24 protein-coding genes are annotated in these 16136 nt (G+C 57.5%); all 24 read left to right on the top strand.

Going from position 1 to position 16136, the window contains the following annotated elements; genetic code table 11:
* Positions 1-8 precede the first annotated feature (8 nt).
* The 24 genes from fusA to AC3RLQ_RS10160 all read left to right on the top strand — a co-directional run bounded on the left by fusA (position 9) and on the right by AC3RLQ_RS10160 (position 16132).
* Positions 9-2156 (top strand): elongation factor G, encoded by a 2148-nt coding sequence (gene fusA, locus AC3RLQ_RS10275; protein WP_493036742.1) that lies wholly within the window; start codon positions 9-11, stop codon positions 2154-2156.
* 43 nt (positions 2157-2199) lie between these two features.
* Complete coding sequence (rpsJ, locus tag AC3RLQ_RS10270; protein ID WP_294398955.1) at positions 2200-2508, top strand: 30S ribosomal protein S10; 309 nt, start codon at positions 2200-2202, stop codon at positions 2506-2508.
* A gap of 37 nt (positions 2509-2545) precedes the next feature.
* Positions 2546-3199, top strand: coding sequence for a 50S ribosomal protein L3 (gene rplC / locus AC3RLQ_RS10265; RefSeq protein ID WP_422318261.1), 654 nt, complete (start codon positions 2546-2548; stop codon positions 3197-3199).
* Positions 3200-3216: 17 nt separating this feature from the next.
* Positions 3217-3828 carry a 50S ribosomal protein L4 gene (gene rplD / locus AC3RLQ_RS10260; protein ID WP_461526817.1) on the top strand — a complete coding sequence of 204 codons (612 nt, stop codon included), beginning with the start codon at positions 3217-3219 and terminating at the stop codon, positions 3826-3828.
* A 2-nt stretch (positions 3829-3830) separates the two neighbouring features.
* Complete coding sequence (gene rplW / locus AC3RLQ_RS10255; RefSeq protein WP_294398963.1) at positions 3831-4115, top strand: 50S ribosomal protein L23; 285 nt, start codon at positions 3831-3833, stop codon at positions 4113-4115.
* 36 nt (positions 4116-4151) lie between these two features.
* Entirely contained in the window at positions 4152-4991 is an 840-nt protein-coding gene (gene rplB / locus AC3RLQ_RS10250; protein WP_397384258.1) for a 50S ribosomal protein L2, read from the top strand.
* A gap of 24 nt (positions 4992-5015) precedes the next feature.
* On the top strand, positions 5016-5294 hold the full coding sequence (rpsS, locus tag AC3RLQ_RS10245; RefSeq protein WP_294398970.1) for a 30S ribosomal protein S19: 279 nt from the start codon (positions 5016-5018) through the stop codon (positions 5292-5294).
* A gap of 22 nt (positions 5295-5316) precedes the next feature.
* Complete coding sequence (locus tag AC3RLQ_RS10240) at positions 5317-6096, top strand: hypothetical protein (protein ID WP_493036738.1); 780 nt, start codon at positions 5317-5319, stop codon at positions 6094-6096.
* A 26-nt stretch (positions 6097-6122) separates the two neighbouring features.
* Positions 6123-6560 carry a 50S ribosomal protein L22 gene (gene rplV, locus AC3RLQ_RS10235; RefSeq protein WP_294398976.1) on the top strand — a complete coding sequence of 146 codons (438 nt, stop codon included), beginning with the start codon at positions 6123-6125 and terminating at the stop codon, positions 6558-6560.
* A gap of 33 nt (positions 6561-6593) precedes the next feature.
* On the top strand, positions 6594-7385 hold the full coding sequence (rpsC, locus tag AC3RLQ_RS10230; RefSeq protein WP_395730652.1) for a 30S ribosomal protein S3: 792 nt from the start codon (positions 6594-6596) through the stop codon (positions 7383-7385).
* 46 nt (positions 7386-7431) lie between these two features.
* Positions 7432-7854: a 50S ribosomal protein L16 gene (gene rplP / locus AC3RLQ_RS10225; RefSeq protein ID WP_397383893.1), complete on the top strand. Its 423-nt coding sequence runs from the start codon at positions 7432-7434 to the stop codon at positions 7852-7854.
* Between the two features lie 17 nt (positions 7855-7871).
* The gene (rpmC, locus tag AC3RLQ_RS10220; protein ID WP_294398985.1) at positions 7872-8090 is read left to right on the top strand and encodes a 50S ribosomal protein L29; all 219 of its coding nucleotides are present in this window, start codon (positions 7872-7874) and stop codon (positions 8088-8090) included.
* Positions 8091-8124: 34 nt separating this feature from the next.
* A complete protein-coding gene (gene rpsQ, locus AC3RLQ_RS10215; protein WP_397383894.1) occupies positions 8125-8409 on the top strand; it encodes a 30S ribosomal protein S17 in 285 nt (94 codons plus the stop codon).
* Between the two features lie 43 nt (positions 8410-8452).
* On the top strand, positions 8453-8821 hold the full coding sequence (rplN, locus tag AC3RLQ_RS10210) for a 50S ribosomal protein L14 (protein ID WP_294398988.1): 369 nt from the start codon (positions 8453-8455) through the stop codon (positions 8819-8821).
* Between the two features lie 5 nt (positions 8822-8826).
* Entirely contained in the window at positions 8827-9111 is a 285-nt protein-coding gene (rplX, locus tag AC3RLQ_RS10205) for a 50S ribosomal protein L24 (RefSeq protein WP_300202268.1), read from the top strand.
* 91 nt (positions 9112-9202) lie between these two features.
* Positions 9203-9787 (top strand): 50S ribosomal protein L5, encoded by a 585-nt coding sequence (rplE, locus tag AC3RLQ_RS10200; RefSeq protein WP_397383895.1) that lies wholly within the window; start codon positions 9203-9205, stop codon positions 9785-9787.
* 27 nt (positions 9788-9814) lie between these two features.
* Positions 9815-10204, top strand: coding sequence for a 30S ribosomal protein S8 (gene rpsH / locus AC3RLQ_RS10195; protein ID WP_395730657.1), 390 nt, complete (start codon positions 9815-9817; stop codon positions 10202-10204).
* Positions 10205-10225: 21 nt separating this feature from the next.
* Positions 10226-10765, top strand: a complete 540-nt coding sequence (rplF, locus tag AC3RLQ_RS10190) for a 50S ribosomal protein L6 (RefSeq protein ID WP_422318248.1) — start codon at positions 10226-10228, stop codon at positions 10763-10765.
* 15 nt (positions 10766-10780) lie between these two features.
* A complete protein-coding gene (gene rplR, locus AC3RLQ_RS10185; RefSeq protein ID WP_422318276.1) occupies positions 10781-11140 on the top strand; it encodes a 50S ribosomal protein L18 in 360 nt (119 codons plus the stop codon).
* 19 nt (positions 11141-11159) lie between these two features.
* On the top strand, positions 11160-11759 hold the full coding sequence (gene rpsE, locus AC3RLQ_RS10180; RefSeq protein ID WP_422318246.1) for a 30S ribosomal protein S5: 600 nt from the start codon (positions 11160-11162) through the stop codon (positions 11757-11759).
* A gap of 30 nt (positions 11760-11789) precedes the next feature.
* Positions 11790-12233, top strand: a complete 444-nt coding sequence (gene rplO / locus AC3RLQ_RS10175) for a 50S ribosomal protein L15 (RefSeq protein ID WP_461526820.1) — start codon at positions 11790-11792, stop codon at positions 12231-12233.
* A gap of 95 nt (positions 12234-12328) precedes the next feature.
* Positions 12329-13831: a preprotein translocase subunit SecY gene (gene secY, locus AC3RLQ_RS10170; protein ID WP_397383899.1), complete on the top strand. Its 1503-nt coding sequence runs from the start codon at positions 12329-12331 to the stop codon at positions 13829-13831.
* A gap of 17 nt (positions 13832-13848) precedes the next feature.
* Entirely contained in the window at positions 13849-14676 is an 828-nt protein-coding gene (gene map / locus AC3RLQ_RS10165) for a type I methionyl aminopeptidase (protein ID WP_422318243.1), read from the top strand.
* A gap of 196 nt (positions 14677-14872) precedes the next feature.
* On the top strand, positions 14873-16132 hold the full coding sequence (locus tag AC3RLQ_RS10160; protein WP_493036731.1) for an MdtA/MuxA family multidrug efflux RND transporter periplasmic adaptor subunit: 1260 nt from the start codon (positions 14873-14875) through the stop codon (positions 16130-16132).
* Positions 16133-16136: the final 4 nt, after the last annotated feature.

Below are 16136 nucleotides of genomic sequence, written 5' to 3'. Positions count from 1 at the left end.
TCCGACCCATGTCGAACCCCAATTCCCCCAACCGCGAATACCCACTTGAGCGCACCCGCAACATCGGGATCTGTGCCCACATTGACGCGGGCAAGACGACCCTGACTGAGCGTATTCTGTTCTACACCGGCATGATCCACAAGATCGGCGAAGTGCATGACGGCGCTGCGACCACGGACTGGATGGAACAGGAAAAAGAGCGTGGTATCACCATCACCTCTGCTGCCGTGACGGCACGCTGGAAGCAGCTCAAGGAAGAAGGCATCTTCAAGCTGCGTGAGATGGAAGACATTCGCGTCAACATCATCGACACCCCCGGACACGTGGACTTCACCGCTGAAGTGGAACGCTCCCTTCGTGTGCTCGATGGCGCCATCTTCGTGCTTTGCGGTGTGGCTGGCGTGCAGCCTCAGTCCGAAACCGTTTATCGTCAGGCTGAAAAGTATCGCGTTCCCCGTATCGCTTTCGTGAACAAGATGGACCGCACCGGTGCCAACTTCGACAATGTGGTTGATGACGTTCGCAAGAAGCTCGGTGCCAATGCTTGGCCGATCCTTATCCCAATCGGTGCTGAAGACAATCTCATCGGCCAGATTGACGTGGTGAACCAAAAGGCGATCATTTATAACGATGACGAAAAGTTTGGCTCCTCCTACAAGGTGCGTGACCTTGAGGGCGCTGAAATTCAGAAGGCCAAAGACGCTTATGAAGGCCTCGTCGCAGAAATCTGCAACCAGGACGAAGAGCTGGGCATGAAGTTCCTCGAGGAACTGCCAATCACGATCAAGGAAGTCAAGGAAGCCCTTCGCCGCACGGTGATCGCCAACAAGATCATCCCGATGGCCGGTGGTTCTGCCTTCAAGAACAAGGGAGTGCAGTATCTGATCGACGCCGTCATCGATTATCTCCCAGGGCCGCTTGACATTGAGCCGCAAACCGGACAGCTCGTCGACGATCCTGAAACCAAGGTTGAAGCAGTGCCGGATGACAATGGCAAGTTCTGCGCCCTCGGCTTCAAGCTCTGGTCCGACAAGTTTGGCCGTCTCGTGTTCTTCCGTGTGTATTCCGGCAAGGTTTCCAAGGGCGACACGATCTACAATCCCCGCACCCGCAAGTCTGAGCGCGTGGGCCGTCTGATTCAGATTCAGGCCAGCGTTCATAAGGACATCGATACCTGTTACTCGGGTGACATCGCCGCCCTCGTGGGTGTGAAGGACGTTCGCACTGGCGACACCTTCTGTGATGAAGACCTCGACATCCTGCTCGAGCCACCAACATTCCCAGAGCCCGTGATCTCGATGGCCGTCGAGCCAAAGACCAAGGGCGACCAGGAAAAGATGGGCAACGCCCTTCAGCGTCTCTCCGAAGAAGATCCAACATTCTTCGTCAAGACCGACGAAGAAACCGGCCAGGTCATCATCGCCGGCATGGGCGAGCTTCACCTCGAAATTCTCTGCGACCGCCTCAAGCGCGAGCACAAAGTGGAAACCACCACTGGCAAGCCGCAGATCGCCTACCGCGAAACGCTCACCATCCCTGCCGATGGCGAAGGCAAGCTGGTCAAGCAGTCCGGTGGCCGTGGTCAATACGGACACGTCGTCATCAAGGTGCGTCCTGGTGAGAAGGGCTCGGGCATCGTCGTCGAAAACAAAGTGGTCGGCGGAACGATTCCAAAGGAATTCATCAACCCAGCCAAGGCGGGTTGCATCGAAGCAGCTCTCAACGGCATCATCGCTGGTTATCCGGTGATCGACATGCACATCGACCTTGTCGATGGATCCAGCCACGAAGTGGACTCCAACGAAAACGCCTTCAAGATGGCCGGCATCTTCGCCGTCAAGGACGCTCTCAAGAAAGCCAAGTGCATTCTCCTTGAACCGATCATGGCTGTGGAAGCTTCCACGCCAGAGGATTATCAGGGCGACATCATGGGTGACTTGAACCGCCGTCGTGGCAAGATTCAGGGCATGGACAGCCGCGGCACCACCGCCATCCTGCGCGCTGAAGTTCCTCTTGCTGAAATGTTTGGTTATTCCACCGCCATCCGCACTCTTTCTTCCGGACGCGCCAGCTACTCGATGCAGCCTTCTCACTTCGAGCAGGTCCCGCATCAGATTGTTGAGCAGATCGTCGAGCAGCGTGGAGGCTCCAAGTAACACGGCCCACGCGCACTGAAACCCTACCCTAAGGACCATCGTCATGACTAATCAACGCATCAGAATCCGCCTCCGCGCCTATGACTACCGCGTGCTCGACAAGAGCACGGCCGACATCGTCGAAACCGCGAAGCGCACCGGCGCACGTGTTGCAGGCCCCATCCCGCTGCCAACCCGCATCGAGAAGTTCACCGTGAACCGCTCACCGCACGTCGATAAGAAGTCGATGGACCAGTTCGAAATCCGCACACACAAGCGTCTGCTGGACATCGTCGACCCAACCTCCCGCACCGTGGACGAGCTCAAGAAGCTCAACCTTCCTTCCGGCGTGGACATCACCATCAAGATCTAACTCGATCTCATCACTTTAATAACAGGAGGACACACTCATGAGTCTCGGATTGATCGGTAAAAAACTCGGTATGACCAAAGTTTACGACGCCAAGGGCGACGCAATCTCGGTCACAGTGGTTGACGTCAGCGGCAACACCATTCTTCAGGTGAAGCGCAGCGATGGCAAAGACAAGTACAGCGCAGTGCAGGTCGGCTATGGCGACCAGTTGAAGGATTCCCGCGTGACCAAACCACTGCTGGGCCACTTCAAGAAGCACGGTTGCACGACTGCCAAGCGCATCGTCAAGGAATTCCGCCTCACTGGCGACGACCAACTGCCAGCGGCTGACGCCAAGCTCGACGCGAGCATCTTCAGCAACGGCCAGGTGGTTGACGTCATCGGCAACACCAAGGGCAAAGGTTTCCAGGGCGTTGTGAAGCGCTGGAACTTCGCCGGTCAGCCAGCTTCGCATGGTCACATGATGCATCGTCGTCCTGGTTCCATCGGTTGCCGTCTGACTCCCGGTCTCGTCTGGAAGAACCAGAAGATGCCTGGCCATGACGGCACCACCCGCTGCACCACCCAGAATCTGGTTGTCGTGCAAAGCCGTCCTGAAGAAGGCATCCTGCTCATCAAAGGCGCACTCCCCGGCAACAAAGGCAGCATCGTTGTGGTGCGCCCCGGCAAAAAAGCCGTCGCCAAGAAGTAATAACGAGGAACTGAACCATGTCCGCTACCATTCTCTCAGCCGACGCCGCCAAGGCGGCCAACATTCAACTGACCGAGGGCTATAAAGGCTCTCAGGCTCTCAACGACACGCTGGTGGCCTACCGCGCCAACCGTCGTCAGGGCAATGCCCACACCAAGAACCGTTCTGAAGTTTCCGGCTCCGGCAAGAAACTCTGGAACCAGAAGGGAACCGGCAATGCTCGTATGGGCAGCAAGCGTTCCCCCATCTGGAGTGGCGGTGGTGTCGTCTTCGGCCCACGCAACACAACGATCTGGGCCAAGAAAACCACCAAGGGAACCAAGAAGCTCGCTCTGCGTGCCGCTTTGACCGCCCGCATCCTTGATGGTGAAGTGCTCACCACCGGCAGCTTTTCCGTGGCTGATGGCAAGACGAAGAGCTTCATCGCCGCCGTCAATGGCCTGACCACCGCGAAGAATGTGCTGCTCATCGGCAAAGGCTTTGATGAACTCACCTTCCGCGCCGGCCGCAATGTCCAGAACGTTCAGCTTATCTCCGCTGACGAAGTGAATGCCGAACACCTCCTTCGCTATCGCAGCGTTGTGGTGACCGGTGACGCCCTTGAAACCCTTGCCAAGAGGACCGCCTGATCATGAAAGACCTTCATAAAGTCATCAAAAACATCCGTCTCAGCGAAAAAGCCACGCTGCTGGGCGAACAGAACAACGAGTACGTGTTCTCTGTGGACGTCGAAGCCACCAAGATCGACATCAAACAGGCCATCGAAAAGCTGTTTGGCAAAAAAGTCACCGGTGTCCGCACTGCGAACTATGACGGCAAGGCCCGTCGTGAGCGCCGCGCCGATTACGGCCGCACCAATCACTGGAAGAAAGCGATCGTCCGCCTCAAGGCTGGCGAAAAGTTCGACCTCGCGTAACCCCAGGCCCGCAACCCTTTAACTTATCCTACCGTCATGGCGCTGAAAACATTCAAGCCAACCACGCCCACCAATCGCTACAAAGAGTGGAACTCCTTCGAGGAGATCACCAAGCATTCTCCGGAGAAAAGCCTTACCGTGGCTCTCCGTAAATCCGGTGGCCGTAACAACACTGGCCGTATCACCTGCCGTCACATCGGTGGTGGTCACGACAAGCGTTACCGTCTCATCGACTTCAAGCGGTCCCGCCGTGATGAAGCAGCCAAAGTGGTCGGCATCGAATACGATCCGAATCGCTCCGCTCGCATCGCCCTCGTCGAATACAAGGACGGCCAGCGCGCCTACATCCTCGCTCCAAACGCCCTCAGCGTCGGTGCTTCGGTGATGGCCGGCGAAAAAGCCGCTCCTGAAGTGGGCAACGCTCTTCCGCTGAGCAAAATCCCTCTTGGTACTTCGATCCACAACATCGAACTCTCCCCAGGCAAAGGCGGCGTCGTCGCCCGTGCTGCAGGTCAGGCCGCCGTGCTCTCCAACCGTGAAGGTGACTTCGCCCTGGTGCGCATGCCTTCCGGAGAAATCCGCAAGATCCTCTCTGTCTGCTACGCCACGATTGGCCAGGTCGGCAACGTCGAGCACATGAACGTCGTCAGCGCCAAGGCGGGCCGCACCCGCTGGCAGGGCACCCGCCCAACAGTCCGCGGTATGTGTATGAACCCGATCGACCATCCTAACGGTGGTGGTGAAGGTCGTTCCAAGTCCGGTGGTGGTCGTCAGCACCTGCTCAGCCCATGGGGCCACGCGAAGGGTGAGAAGACCCGCAACAAGAAGAAGGCGACCAACAAGCTCATCATCCAGAGCCGTCACGCCAAGAAGTAATCCATTCCTCACTCACGCACTCACATGGCACGCTCCCTCAAAAAAGGTCCCTTCGTTCAGCAAGCCCTCCTCGACAAGGTGGACAAGCTTAACGACGCCAAGCAGAAACGCCCCATCAAGACTTGGGCCCGTTCCTCCATGGTCACTCCTGACCTCGTCGGCCACACCTTCCTGGTTCATAACGGCAAAGACTTCGTCTCTGTCTACGTGACTGAAAACATGGTCGGACACCGCCTCGGCGAGTTCTCCCTGACCCGTCTGTTCAAGTCTCACGGTGCTGTCACCGTCAAGGCCGCCAAGTAATTCCTGAGCATCGAGCTTTTTCATGTTACTCCGCACTTCCATCACCTGGATCACTCTCTCGCTGCTTCTTGCAGTGGGTGTGTCAAGCCTGCGTGCGGATGACAGGCTCGAAAATCAGGAACTACATATCTCGCTCCAAGTCGCCGCCGCGAAGATCCAAGCCCAGGATGCTCAAATCCTTGCGGCCAAGGATAAGAACGACGCGCTGGCTCAGAGCGCCGCTGCCGCCAATGCTGAAACCAACGAGCTGAAAGACCGCTACGAAAAACTGCGCGGTCTCCTCGAAGGTCTTGGCGTTGGAGCACTCGAAAACTCCAAGGATCAAACTCAGGAGCGCCTGCTCGCTGCCCTCAGCGACCTGCGCATCATGAAAGAGCAGCGCGACGAACTCGCCAGCGCTCTGATTGAACTGGCTGAATCGGGCATGGGCCTGATGAAAAGCGCTCAAAACGCTGATCCTGCCGCCGCCGACCGTCTGAACAAAGCCATTACCACTGCCGATGCCGCGCTTGTCAAAGCCGGTGGTGGTCAGAACGGTCAGGCTGTGGGTGACCTGCAAAACGCCCGCGTCGTCAGCCTGAAGAGTGAACTCGGCATCGCCGTTCTCTCCATCGGTGCTAAGGATGGGGTCAAGCCGGGTATGCCCTTTGAAATTTACCGCGAAGACAAGCCCATCGCGAAAGTCCTTGTTACTGAAGTCCGCAACTCTGTTTGTGGTGCGGTAGTCCAGGAACTGGCCACTGCCAATGATCCCGTCCGCGTCGGTGACCGGGGTCGCGTCGATCTCAACAAATCTCTCTAACGAAGTCAAGAACCCCCCCTCGCTTTATGTCCGTCCGTTCCGTCCTCAAATACGCCAGGATCTCCTCGCAGAAAGCCCGTCAGGTCACACGTGCCATCACCGGCATGCCCGTCTCCCAGGCGCTGAGCGTTCTCGACTTCACTCCAAAGAAAGCCGCCTTCCTTGTTGGCAAGACTCTTCGTTCCGCCATCGCGAACGCTGAGAACAACCACGAGCAGGATGCCTCTGAATTCATCGTTCAGTCCGCCATCGCCACTCCCGGCCCGGTCCTGAGCCGCATCATGCCACGCGCACGTGGTTCAGCCGCTCCGATCAAGAAGCGCATGACCCACATCACCGTCATCATCGGCGCACCGAAGGCTGAAGAAGCCAAGGCTGAAGGCGAGAAGAAAGCTCCTAAATCCGCCCGCCGCAATGCTCCTGCCCTCAAGAAGGCAGCCAAAGCCAAGAAAGCTTCTGAATAACCGCAACGCCCCCCAACCGCACCTCTTCACTTTATGGGACAGAAAGTAAATCCGATCGGCTTCCGCCTTGCAGTCACCAAAGACTGGCGCTCCAAGTGGTACGCACCTGAAAAAGAATACGCAGACTCGCTTCACAGCGACCTTGCCATCCGTGCTTACCTCAAGGAAAAGCTCATGCAGGCCGCCATCTCCAAGATCGTGATTGAGCGCGCTTGGAACCAGGTCCGCGTGACTCTTCACACCGCCCGCCCGGGCCTTGTCATTGGCCGTAAAGGTCAGGAAATCGACGTCATGAGCCAGAAGGTTTCTGAAATGTGCGGTGGCAAGCAGGTCAAGATCGACATCTTCGAAATCAAGCAGCCAGAACTCGACGCCCAGCTCGTCGCAGAAGCCGTCGCCGTTCAGCTTGAGCGCCGTATTTCCTTCCGCCGCGCCATGAAGCGTTCCGTGCAGACCGCCATGGACATGGGTGCTGATGGCATTCGTCTCCGCTGCGCCGGCCGTCTCGGTGGTGCTGACATCGCCCGCGCTGAGTGGTATCGCCAGGGCAAGGTTCCTCTTCAGACTCTGCGTATCCCGATCGATTATGGCTTCGCTGAAGCCCGCACTGTTTACGGCATCATCGGCGTCAAGTGCTGGATGAACCGTGGCAATGCTCCTGAAGGCGTCTCCCGTCCTTCCGGCGATCGTCGCCCACGCAGAGATGACCGTGGAGATCGCCGTCCAGGCGCTCCTGGTCCACGCGGTGGTGACCGTGGCCGTCCAGGTGGTGGTGGTGGCTATGGTGCCCCAGCTCCAGCCCCAGCTCCAGCAGCCCAGGCTTAATTTGCCCCTTCTTTCGAACTAAACCCTTTCCACCGGACCTAGACGTATGGCCCTTCTTCCAAGCAGAGTAAAATATCGCAAATCGCAGCGCGGCAATCGCGGCGGCAACGCCACCAGCGGCAACAAACTGGACTTTGGTGACTTCGGTCTCCAGACCCTTGAGCGCGGCTGGATCAAAAACATCCACATTGAAGCCTGCCGTGTGGCCATCACCCGCTACCTCAAGCGCAAAGGAAAAGTCTTCTGCCGTATTTTCCCTCACAAGCCTGTCACCCAGCGTCCACCGGAAGTCCGAATGGGTAAGGGTAAAGGCGCTCCAGAATTCTGGGTTGCAGTCGTCCTTCCAGGCCACATGCTCTTTGAAATCTCCGGCGTGAACGAAGCCACCGCTCGTGAAGCCTGCCGTCTTGCCGCTACGAAGCTGGGCCTCCGCTGCCGCTTCGTCAGCCGCGAAAGCCTGCACAAATAACCAACGCGAACTGAATTATGAAGATCAAAGAACTCCGTGAATCGACTGTGGAAGAACTCTCCGCACGCCGTCGCGAACTGAAGCAGGAAGCGCTGAATCTGCGTGTGCAGCAGAGCGCAGGTGGCGGTCAGCTCGAAAATCCAGCCCGTCTGACCCATATCCGCCGCGAGATCGCCCGGATCGAAACCATCATCACCGAGCGCACCCGCGCTGCGGCTGCCAAGAAGGCCGCCTGATCCGGTCATCACCCCCTGAAGCATTTCTAATATCATGAGCGAACCCACCGCAGCAGCCCCTGCAGCCACCGAAAAACCAGCCGTGCGCAAGACGCGCGTCGGCACCGTGGTGTCTGACAAGATGACGAAGACAATCGTCGTCAAAGTCGAACGCCGCGTTCCGCATCCAATCTTCAAGAAGATTGTGCGCAAAACCTCCAAATTCTATGCCCACGACGAAAACAGCGTGGCCAAAGAAGGTGACAAGGTGCTCATCGCTGAAACCCGTCCTCTTTCCAAGCTTAAGCGCTGGGAGCTGATCGAAGTGCAGAAGCACTAGTCGTATTTTTTGAACCCCCTAACCTGACCAGGAGAAACAGTTTATGTTGCAAATGGAGTCCTCAATCCCGGTGGCTGACAACACCGGTGCCCGACTGGCCACGATGATCGGCGTGCTCGGCAAGAAAAACACCCGCTTCGCCTACGTTGGCGACATCATCACCGCCCACGTGCGTGAGTCGACCCCGACCGCAGCCGTGAAAAAAGGTGAAGTCGTCCGCGCTGTGATCGTGCGCACCTCGCATCCAATCCGCCGCGTCGATGGTTCGATCCTGCGCTTTGACCGCAATGCCATGGTCATCATCGACAAAGACAACAACCCGCGTGGCACCCGCATCTTTGGCCCTGTGGCCCGTGAACTGCGCGACAAAAACTTCATGAAGATCGTTTCCCTCGCACCTGAAGTGCTGTAATTCCAATGAGCCGTACCAAGACCCACGTTAAAAAAGGCGACAATGTCGTCGTCATTTCCGGAGCCGCCAAAGGCGCCCAGGGAGTCGTTCTGGCAGTGCAGACCGCTAAAAACCGCGTGCTCGTCGAAGGCGTGCGCATGATCAAGAAAGCGATCAAGCCAACCCAGCAGAACCAGGCCGGCGGCTTTCAAGAGCAGGAAGCCCCGATCCACATCTCAAATGTCAAGCGCGTTGATGCGCCTGTGAAAGAGAAGAAAAAGAAAGTTGCGAAGAAGAAGGCCAAGGCCTAAAGCAACGCCCCCCATTTGCCTCCCCCCTCGTCATCGTCGCTCCCGCACGGTGCGATCATCGAGGGAAAGGCGGCACAGCCCAAACTGAATCATGGAACACATCCTACAGACCCTATATAAAGAAAAACGCACTGAGCTGCAAACCCAGCTCGGTCTTGCCAACATCCACCAGGTCCCTCAGCTCAAAAAAATCGTCGTGAACTGCGCCATCGGCAGTCAGGCGGAGCGTAAGCAGGCGATCGAAGACGCCGTGAATGAAGTGACTCTCATCACCGGCCAGAAGCCCGTCATCACCAAGAGCAAGAAGGCAATCGCCAATTTCAAGCTGCGTGAAGGTGAAAACGTCGGCGTCAAGGTCACCCTTCGTGGTGGCAAGATGTATGACTTCATGATGCGTCTCGTTCGCACCGCCATCCCTCGTATCCGTGACTTCCGTGGTGTCGCCCCCCGTGCCTTTGACGGTCGTGGCAACTACACCCTCGGCGTTGCCGAACAGTCGATCTTCCCAGAAATCGAGCTCGATAAGATCAAGCGTCAGCTTGGTTTCGACATCACCTTCGTGACCAGCACGAACAATGATGACCATGCGCGTGAAATGCTGCGCACCCTGGGCATGCCATTCCGCACCCGCGTCGCTCAGCCGAAGAAGGAAGATGGCACTGAAGCCGCCGCATAACCCCAACACCCGGACACCCTCAGCGTCATGACCGACCCGATCGCAGATTTTCTTACCCGCATCCGCAACGCCTGCTCAGCACAGCAGGAGCAGGTGCTCATTCCCTTCTCCAAGTTGAAGGCCGAACTCTCCCGCATCTTGCAGGAAGAAGGCTACATCTGGGGCTACGAAGTGGACACCAACGCCACCCATCCCCGCCTTAAGCTCAAGCTCAAGTATCAGGACAAGACCGCCGTCATCCGCAAGATCGACCGCGTCAGCAAGCCTGGTCTGCGCAAGTATGTCGGCAGCACCGAGATTCCTCGCGTCCTCGGCGGCCTGGGCATCTCCATCCTTTCCACACCACGCGGCATCATGACAGGTGCCAAGGCCCGCAAGGCCAAAGTGGGCGGTGAACTCCTCGCCACTGTCTGGTAACCCCCAACCGTCACAACCATCATGTCACGCGTAGGCAAACAAATCATTTCCATTCCAGACAAGGTCACCATCAAGGTTGGTGACGACCGCTCTGTGCAGGTCAAGGGCCCAAAGGGCGAACTCGGCTGGACTCTTCCTCTCGGTGTTAAAGTCAATTCGGACGCCAAGACCATCAACGTCACCCGCGATTCCGAAGACCGCAAAGTGCGTGCCCTTCACGGCACCACCCAGCGTCTGATCTCGAACATGCTCATCGGCGTCAGCCAGGGCTACACCCGTAATCTTGAGATCCACGGCGTGGGTTTCCGTGCCGCGGTCAAAGGTTCGAACATCGATCTTCAGCTTGGCCAGTCCCATGACCGTCTGCACCCCATTCCAGCGGGCGTGAAAGTGACCGTCACCGAAAACACCAAGATCGCCATCGAAGGCATCGACAAACAGGTTGTCGGCCAGCTCGCTGCTGACATTCGTGCTTACTACCCGCCAGAGCCTTATAAGGCCAAGGGCGTGCGTTATGTGGGCGAACACATCCGCCGTAAAGCCGGCAAATCCGTCAAATAATTTCCGGAGATACTCATCATGGCTCTTACCAATCGCAAAGATATCCGCGCTCGTATCCACAAGCGCATCCGCCGCAAACTCAGCGGCACCGCCGAGCGTCCCCGTCTCGCAGTTTACTTCTCGAACACGAACGTTTACGCCCAGGTCATCGACGACACTGCCGGCAAGACGATCGTTTCGGCTTCCACCAAGGAAAAAGGCTACGGCGCTGGCAAGGCCAACGTCGAGAACGCCACGAAAGTCGGTGCTCTCCTCGCTGAGCGCGCCATGGCAAAAAACATCACCGAAGTGGTCTTTGACCGTGCCGGTTTCATTTATCACGGCAAGGTGAAAGCCCTTGCAGATGCCGCCCGTGAAAAGGGTCTGAAATTCTAAAACCGCCTCACGTAAATTTATGGCCGAAGAAACAGTAGTTATCGATCCCCCAGCCGCCGCACCTGCGGAGGCTCCTGCACCAGCTCCGACTCCTTCCTACGGTGGTTTCCGTGGTCGTGATGATCGTGCGCCGCGTGAGACGGATGGTGTCGAAAAAGTCGTTCACATCAACCGATGCGCCAAGGTGGTCAAAGGTGGTCGTCGCTTCAGCTTCAGCGCACTCGTCGTTTCCGGCGATGCCAAGGGCAAAGTGGGCTGCGGTTTTGGCAAGGCCAACGAAGTCTCCGACGCCATCAAGAAGGCGACCGAAGCTTCCCGCAAGAACATGTTCTCCATCTGCCTCAAGGACAGCACCATCCCTCATGAAGTGGTGGGCTCCCATGGCGGCGGACACATCCTCCTCAAGCCTGCCACGGCAGGTACCGGCATCATTGCTGGTGGCGGCGCTCGCGCCGTTCTTGAAGCCGCAGGCGTCAAAGACGTGATCGGCAAGTCGCTGGGTTCCAGCAACCACGCCAACGTTGTCCGCGCTACTCTTGCTGCGCTCACCGCACTGCGCCCTGCCGATGAAATCCTCCGCGCTCGCGGCAAGGAAATCAAAGAGCGCAAGGCCCTCTGATTGAATCTCATTTTCCTCTTTTAAATTTCCATGCAACTCCAAGACGTCAAACCCCGCCCCGGTGCCAAGACGCGCCGCAAGCGCATCGGCTGTGGCGAAAGCTCCGGTCACGGTAAAACCTCCGGTAAAGGCAACAAAGGTCAGATGGCACGCGCTGGTCGTGGCATCCGCCCCGGCTTTGAAGGTGGTCAGATGCCGATGCATCGCCGTCTGCCAAAGAAGGGCTTCAACAACAAGCAGTTCAAGGACGTCTTCGAAGTCGTGAACGTTGGCGAACTTAATGAAGCCTTTCAGGATGGCGCTGTCATCAATGAAGCCGCACTGCGTGAATCGGGTCTGGTGAGCCGCAATTGCGATTTCATCAAGATTCTCGGCACTGGTGATCTTGCCCGCAAGCTCACCGTCCAGGGCGCAAAAGTCAGCGCTACGGCCCGTGAAAAGATTGAGAAGGCCGGCGGTTCCATCGCTGCCTGATTTTTTCTGACCCAACCAACCACTTTGATGGGCCGGTCTCCGCGCAGCGAATGCTGTCAGGAAGCAGGCCCATCTTCGCTTAGAGCCTCTCTCTCATGATCTCTGCTTTCGCCAACAGCTTCAAAGTCCCCGAACTTCGCTCGCGCATCCTTTTCACCCTGGCGATGATTGTCATCGTCCGCATTGGCACGTCCATCACACTTCCGGGTGTTGATGCCACCGTGCTGAATGCCTGGATTGAAAACAAAGCGGGTGACAATGCCTCCGGTGCCTCACAGGTCGCCGCGCTGCTCAATATCTTCAGCGGGGGTGGGCTGCAAAACTGCGCTATTTTCGCTTTGGGTATCATGCCCTACATCAGCGCCAGCATCATGCTGCAGCTCCTTACGGCCGTCTGGCCTCCTCTGAGCAAACTGGCTCGTGAAGAAGGTGGTCGTCAGAAGATCACGCAATACACCCGTATTGCCACCATTGTTCTCTGCGTCTTCCAGGCCACACTTCTGGCCCAGTCTTTGCACGATCCTGCCCAGAACTACCTCATGGCTGGTTTGCAGGATGCCATCGATAAATTGGGCGGGAGGCCGCTCGTTCCGAACTACGGGGCTGGATTCGTTTTCACCAGCGTCATCACTATCACTGCAGGCACCATGCTGATGATGTGGCTGGGTGAGCAGATCACGGACCGTGGCATTGGCAACGGTGTCTCCATCCTCATTTGCGTGAACATCGTTTCCGATCTTCCAGGCGCTCTGATTCAGGTCTGGCAGACCTTCGTGGGCAGCATCAAGGCCAGCCCTGCCAGCGCCTTCACTCTCGTCCTTCTCATGGGCTTCATGATTCTCGTCATCGCTGGTGTCATTGCCCTGACCCAGGCGACACGACGCATTGCCATCACCTACGCCAAGCGCGTCGTCGGTCGCAAGGTCTATGGTGGTCAGACACAGTATCTGCCGCTCAAGATCAATTATTCCGGCGTCATGCCGATCATCTTCGCCCAGGCCATCCTGCTGTTCCCCTCCACCATTCTGGCTTCGCTCTTCAAAGATGTGAACTGGATCCAGCGGATGGCGCTGTTCATCAGCAGTGGCTGGGTTTATTATGTGGCTTCCTCGCTTCTTATCTTCTTTTTCAGTTACTTCTGGGTGGCCACGATGTTCCAGCCCACGCAGATTTCGGAAGATCTCAAAAAGAGCGGTGGCTATGTTCCGGGTATTCGCCCAGGCAAGCCGACTGCCGATTTCCTTGATTTCACCATGAGCCGTCTCACCTTCGCCGGTGCAATTTTCCTCACGGGTCTCTATGTGATGCCGGGCGTCGTCAGCAGCTCGATGAAAATTTCCAGCTCGGCTGCGCAGTTCTTTGGCGGCACCAGCCTGCTGATCCTCGTTGGCGTGGTGCTTGATGTCATGCGCCAGGTCGAAACACATCTGCTGCAGAGCCACTATGACGGCTTCCTCAAGAAGGGCCGTATCCGTGGTCGTGTGGATCGAATCCAGCAAGGCGCACGCGCCGTGGACTCCACCACCGTCGTGTGGCTGTGGGTTGCTCTCGCCATCATGGTCTTGATTGGCGTCGTGTATAAACTTGCCCTTAAGTGAGCTTCATCCAGCGCGTCATGGCTTTTGTAAAATCGGGGAACATCCCAATCCGTCACGGCGCGCAGCAGCAAGGTATCCGCAGGGCCTGCCAGGTCGCACGTGATGTGCTGATCAAGACCGCCTCGCAGGTCCATGTTGGGGTCACGACCGCCGAAGTTGATCGTTTTGCCGCCGCCGAAATCAAGGCGTGCGGCGCCACCAGCGCCTTTCTCGGCTACCGCCAGTTTCCTGGCACCATCTGCATCTCCATTAACGAAGAAGTCGTTCATGGCATCGGTGGTCCGCGCGTGATTCAGGATGGCGACATCGTCAAAATCGATGTCGGTGTCTATTACGACGGCTGGGTAGGGGACAATGCTCTGACTGTACCTGTTGGCAATGTGGCCAAAGAAACGCTGCACCTTCTCGCCGCCACGGAAGAATCACTTCTCAATGCCGTCAAATATGCACGTGACGGCTGGATGCTTGGCGATTTGTGCCACAGCGTGGAACACCACGTCACCCAATATGGGTACACCGTCGTGCGTGAGTTCGTCGGCCATGGCGTCGGCAGAAAGCTTCATGAAGAGCCGCAGGTTCCGAACTACGGAAAGAAGGGCGACCGCCCACGCCTCAAAGCTGGCATGACGCTGGCCATTGAACCCATGATCAACATGGGAACGGGGAAGACACGCATCCTTGAGGACAAATGGACCGTGGTCACCACGGATCGCAAGCCATCCGCGCATTTCGAGCATGTGGTTCTCGTCACGACGGACGAGCCTGAGATCCTCACGGCACGCGACCGCATGTTTCCAAAAGGGGTTGCTGACCTCACGCCTAGGCCGGTTTCAGAACTGGGCTGATCCGGCTCTCGTGGCAGCCGCTACAGTTAATAGGACAGGGGCCTGACAGGGCCATGGCTGTAGGCGTTTTCCGACTGCCTATATTTTTTTTCTTCCGCCGCTCTGTCGCTGGACTGCTTCTAAGCGCATGCCAGATTCGTAATCTCGCGTGCGATTGAACTTGGATGGTTATCCACGTGCGCGATCCGATTTTGACATGAAAGACACCGCCCCTTCTTCCCATTCGTCATCGCCGAAAGGCCGCGCCGGATGTTTCGTGATCATCTTGTTGGTATTAGCCGGCGGCGGCTGGCTGTGGATGCACCGCCCAGCACCAGCGGCAGGTGCTATGGGCGCGGCAGGCAAAGGTGGCGCGCGAGGGGGGATTGCTGCTGTGACCGTCGGGGAAGTGAAGCAAGAGGACTTCGAGGAATGGGTGAGTCTTGCAGGGACCGTTACACCGCTGAATGTGGTGGTGGTGCGCAGCCGTGTGGACGGGCAGTTGGACAAGGTGCGCTTTGTGGAAGGGCAGATGGTCAAGGCGGGGGATTTGCTCGCAGAGATAGACCCTCGTCCCTTTCAGGTGACTCTTGACCAGGCCAAAGGGCAGCTGGCCCGGGATGAGGCCTTGCTGGCCAATGCCAACAAAGATCTTGGTCGATACACCGAGCTGCTCAAGCAGGACTCCATCGCGAAACAGCAGGTGGACACTCAAACCTCCTTGGTGCGGCAGTATGAATCAGCCTTGATTTCGGATCGTGCCACGGTGGCGAGTGCGGAACTTCAGCTCAGCTACACCAAGGTCACGGCTCCGCTCACCGGGCGTGTTGGCTTGCGTCAGGTGGATGCGGGCAACATGATTCGAGCTTCGGATGTGAACGGTCTTGTCATCATCACGCAGATGGATCCCATTGGCCTGATCTCCTCCATTCCCCAGGAGCGTGTGGCTGCAGTGCGCAAGCGCCTCGCTGGCAGTGAACCGGTATTGGTGGAGGCCGTGGACAAGGAGATGAACAAGGTGCTTGGACGCGGCAAGCTGCTGACGACGGACAATCAGATTGATGTCACCTCAGGCACCTTGAAACTGAAGGCGGAGCTGCCCAATGCCGACGGCCTTCTTTTTCCGAACCAGTTTGTCATCACCCGAGTGCTGGTGGACACAAGGACGAAAGCCACAGTGGCACCTGCAACAGCGATCCAGCGCGGGGCCAAGGGGGCCTACGCCTATGTGCTGAAAGAAGAGGACAGCACCGTCATCATGCGCAATCTCGTCACCGGACCCGTCCAGGGAGAGCGCGTTTTGATCACGGAAGGATTAAAGCCAGGAGACAAAGTGATCACGCAGGGGGTGGATCGTTTGCGTGATGGCGCCAAAGTGGAAGTCATCACGCCCGGCAAGACGGCACCTGGAGAGCGCCCCAAAGGAGACAAGCCCAAGGGTGAAGGGAAGGGGAGCAAAGGCGCGCCATTGTCATGATGGC

The organism is Prosthecobacter sp. GW821-HT29F12, from assembly GCF_058803405.1.
Note: the sequence above shows the minus strand (reverse complement) of the source record. Positions and strands in the feature narration are given on the sequence as shown.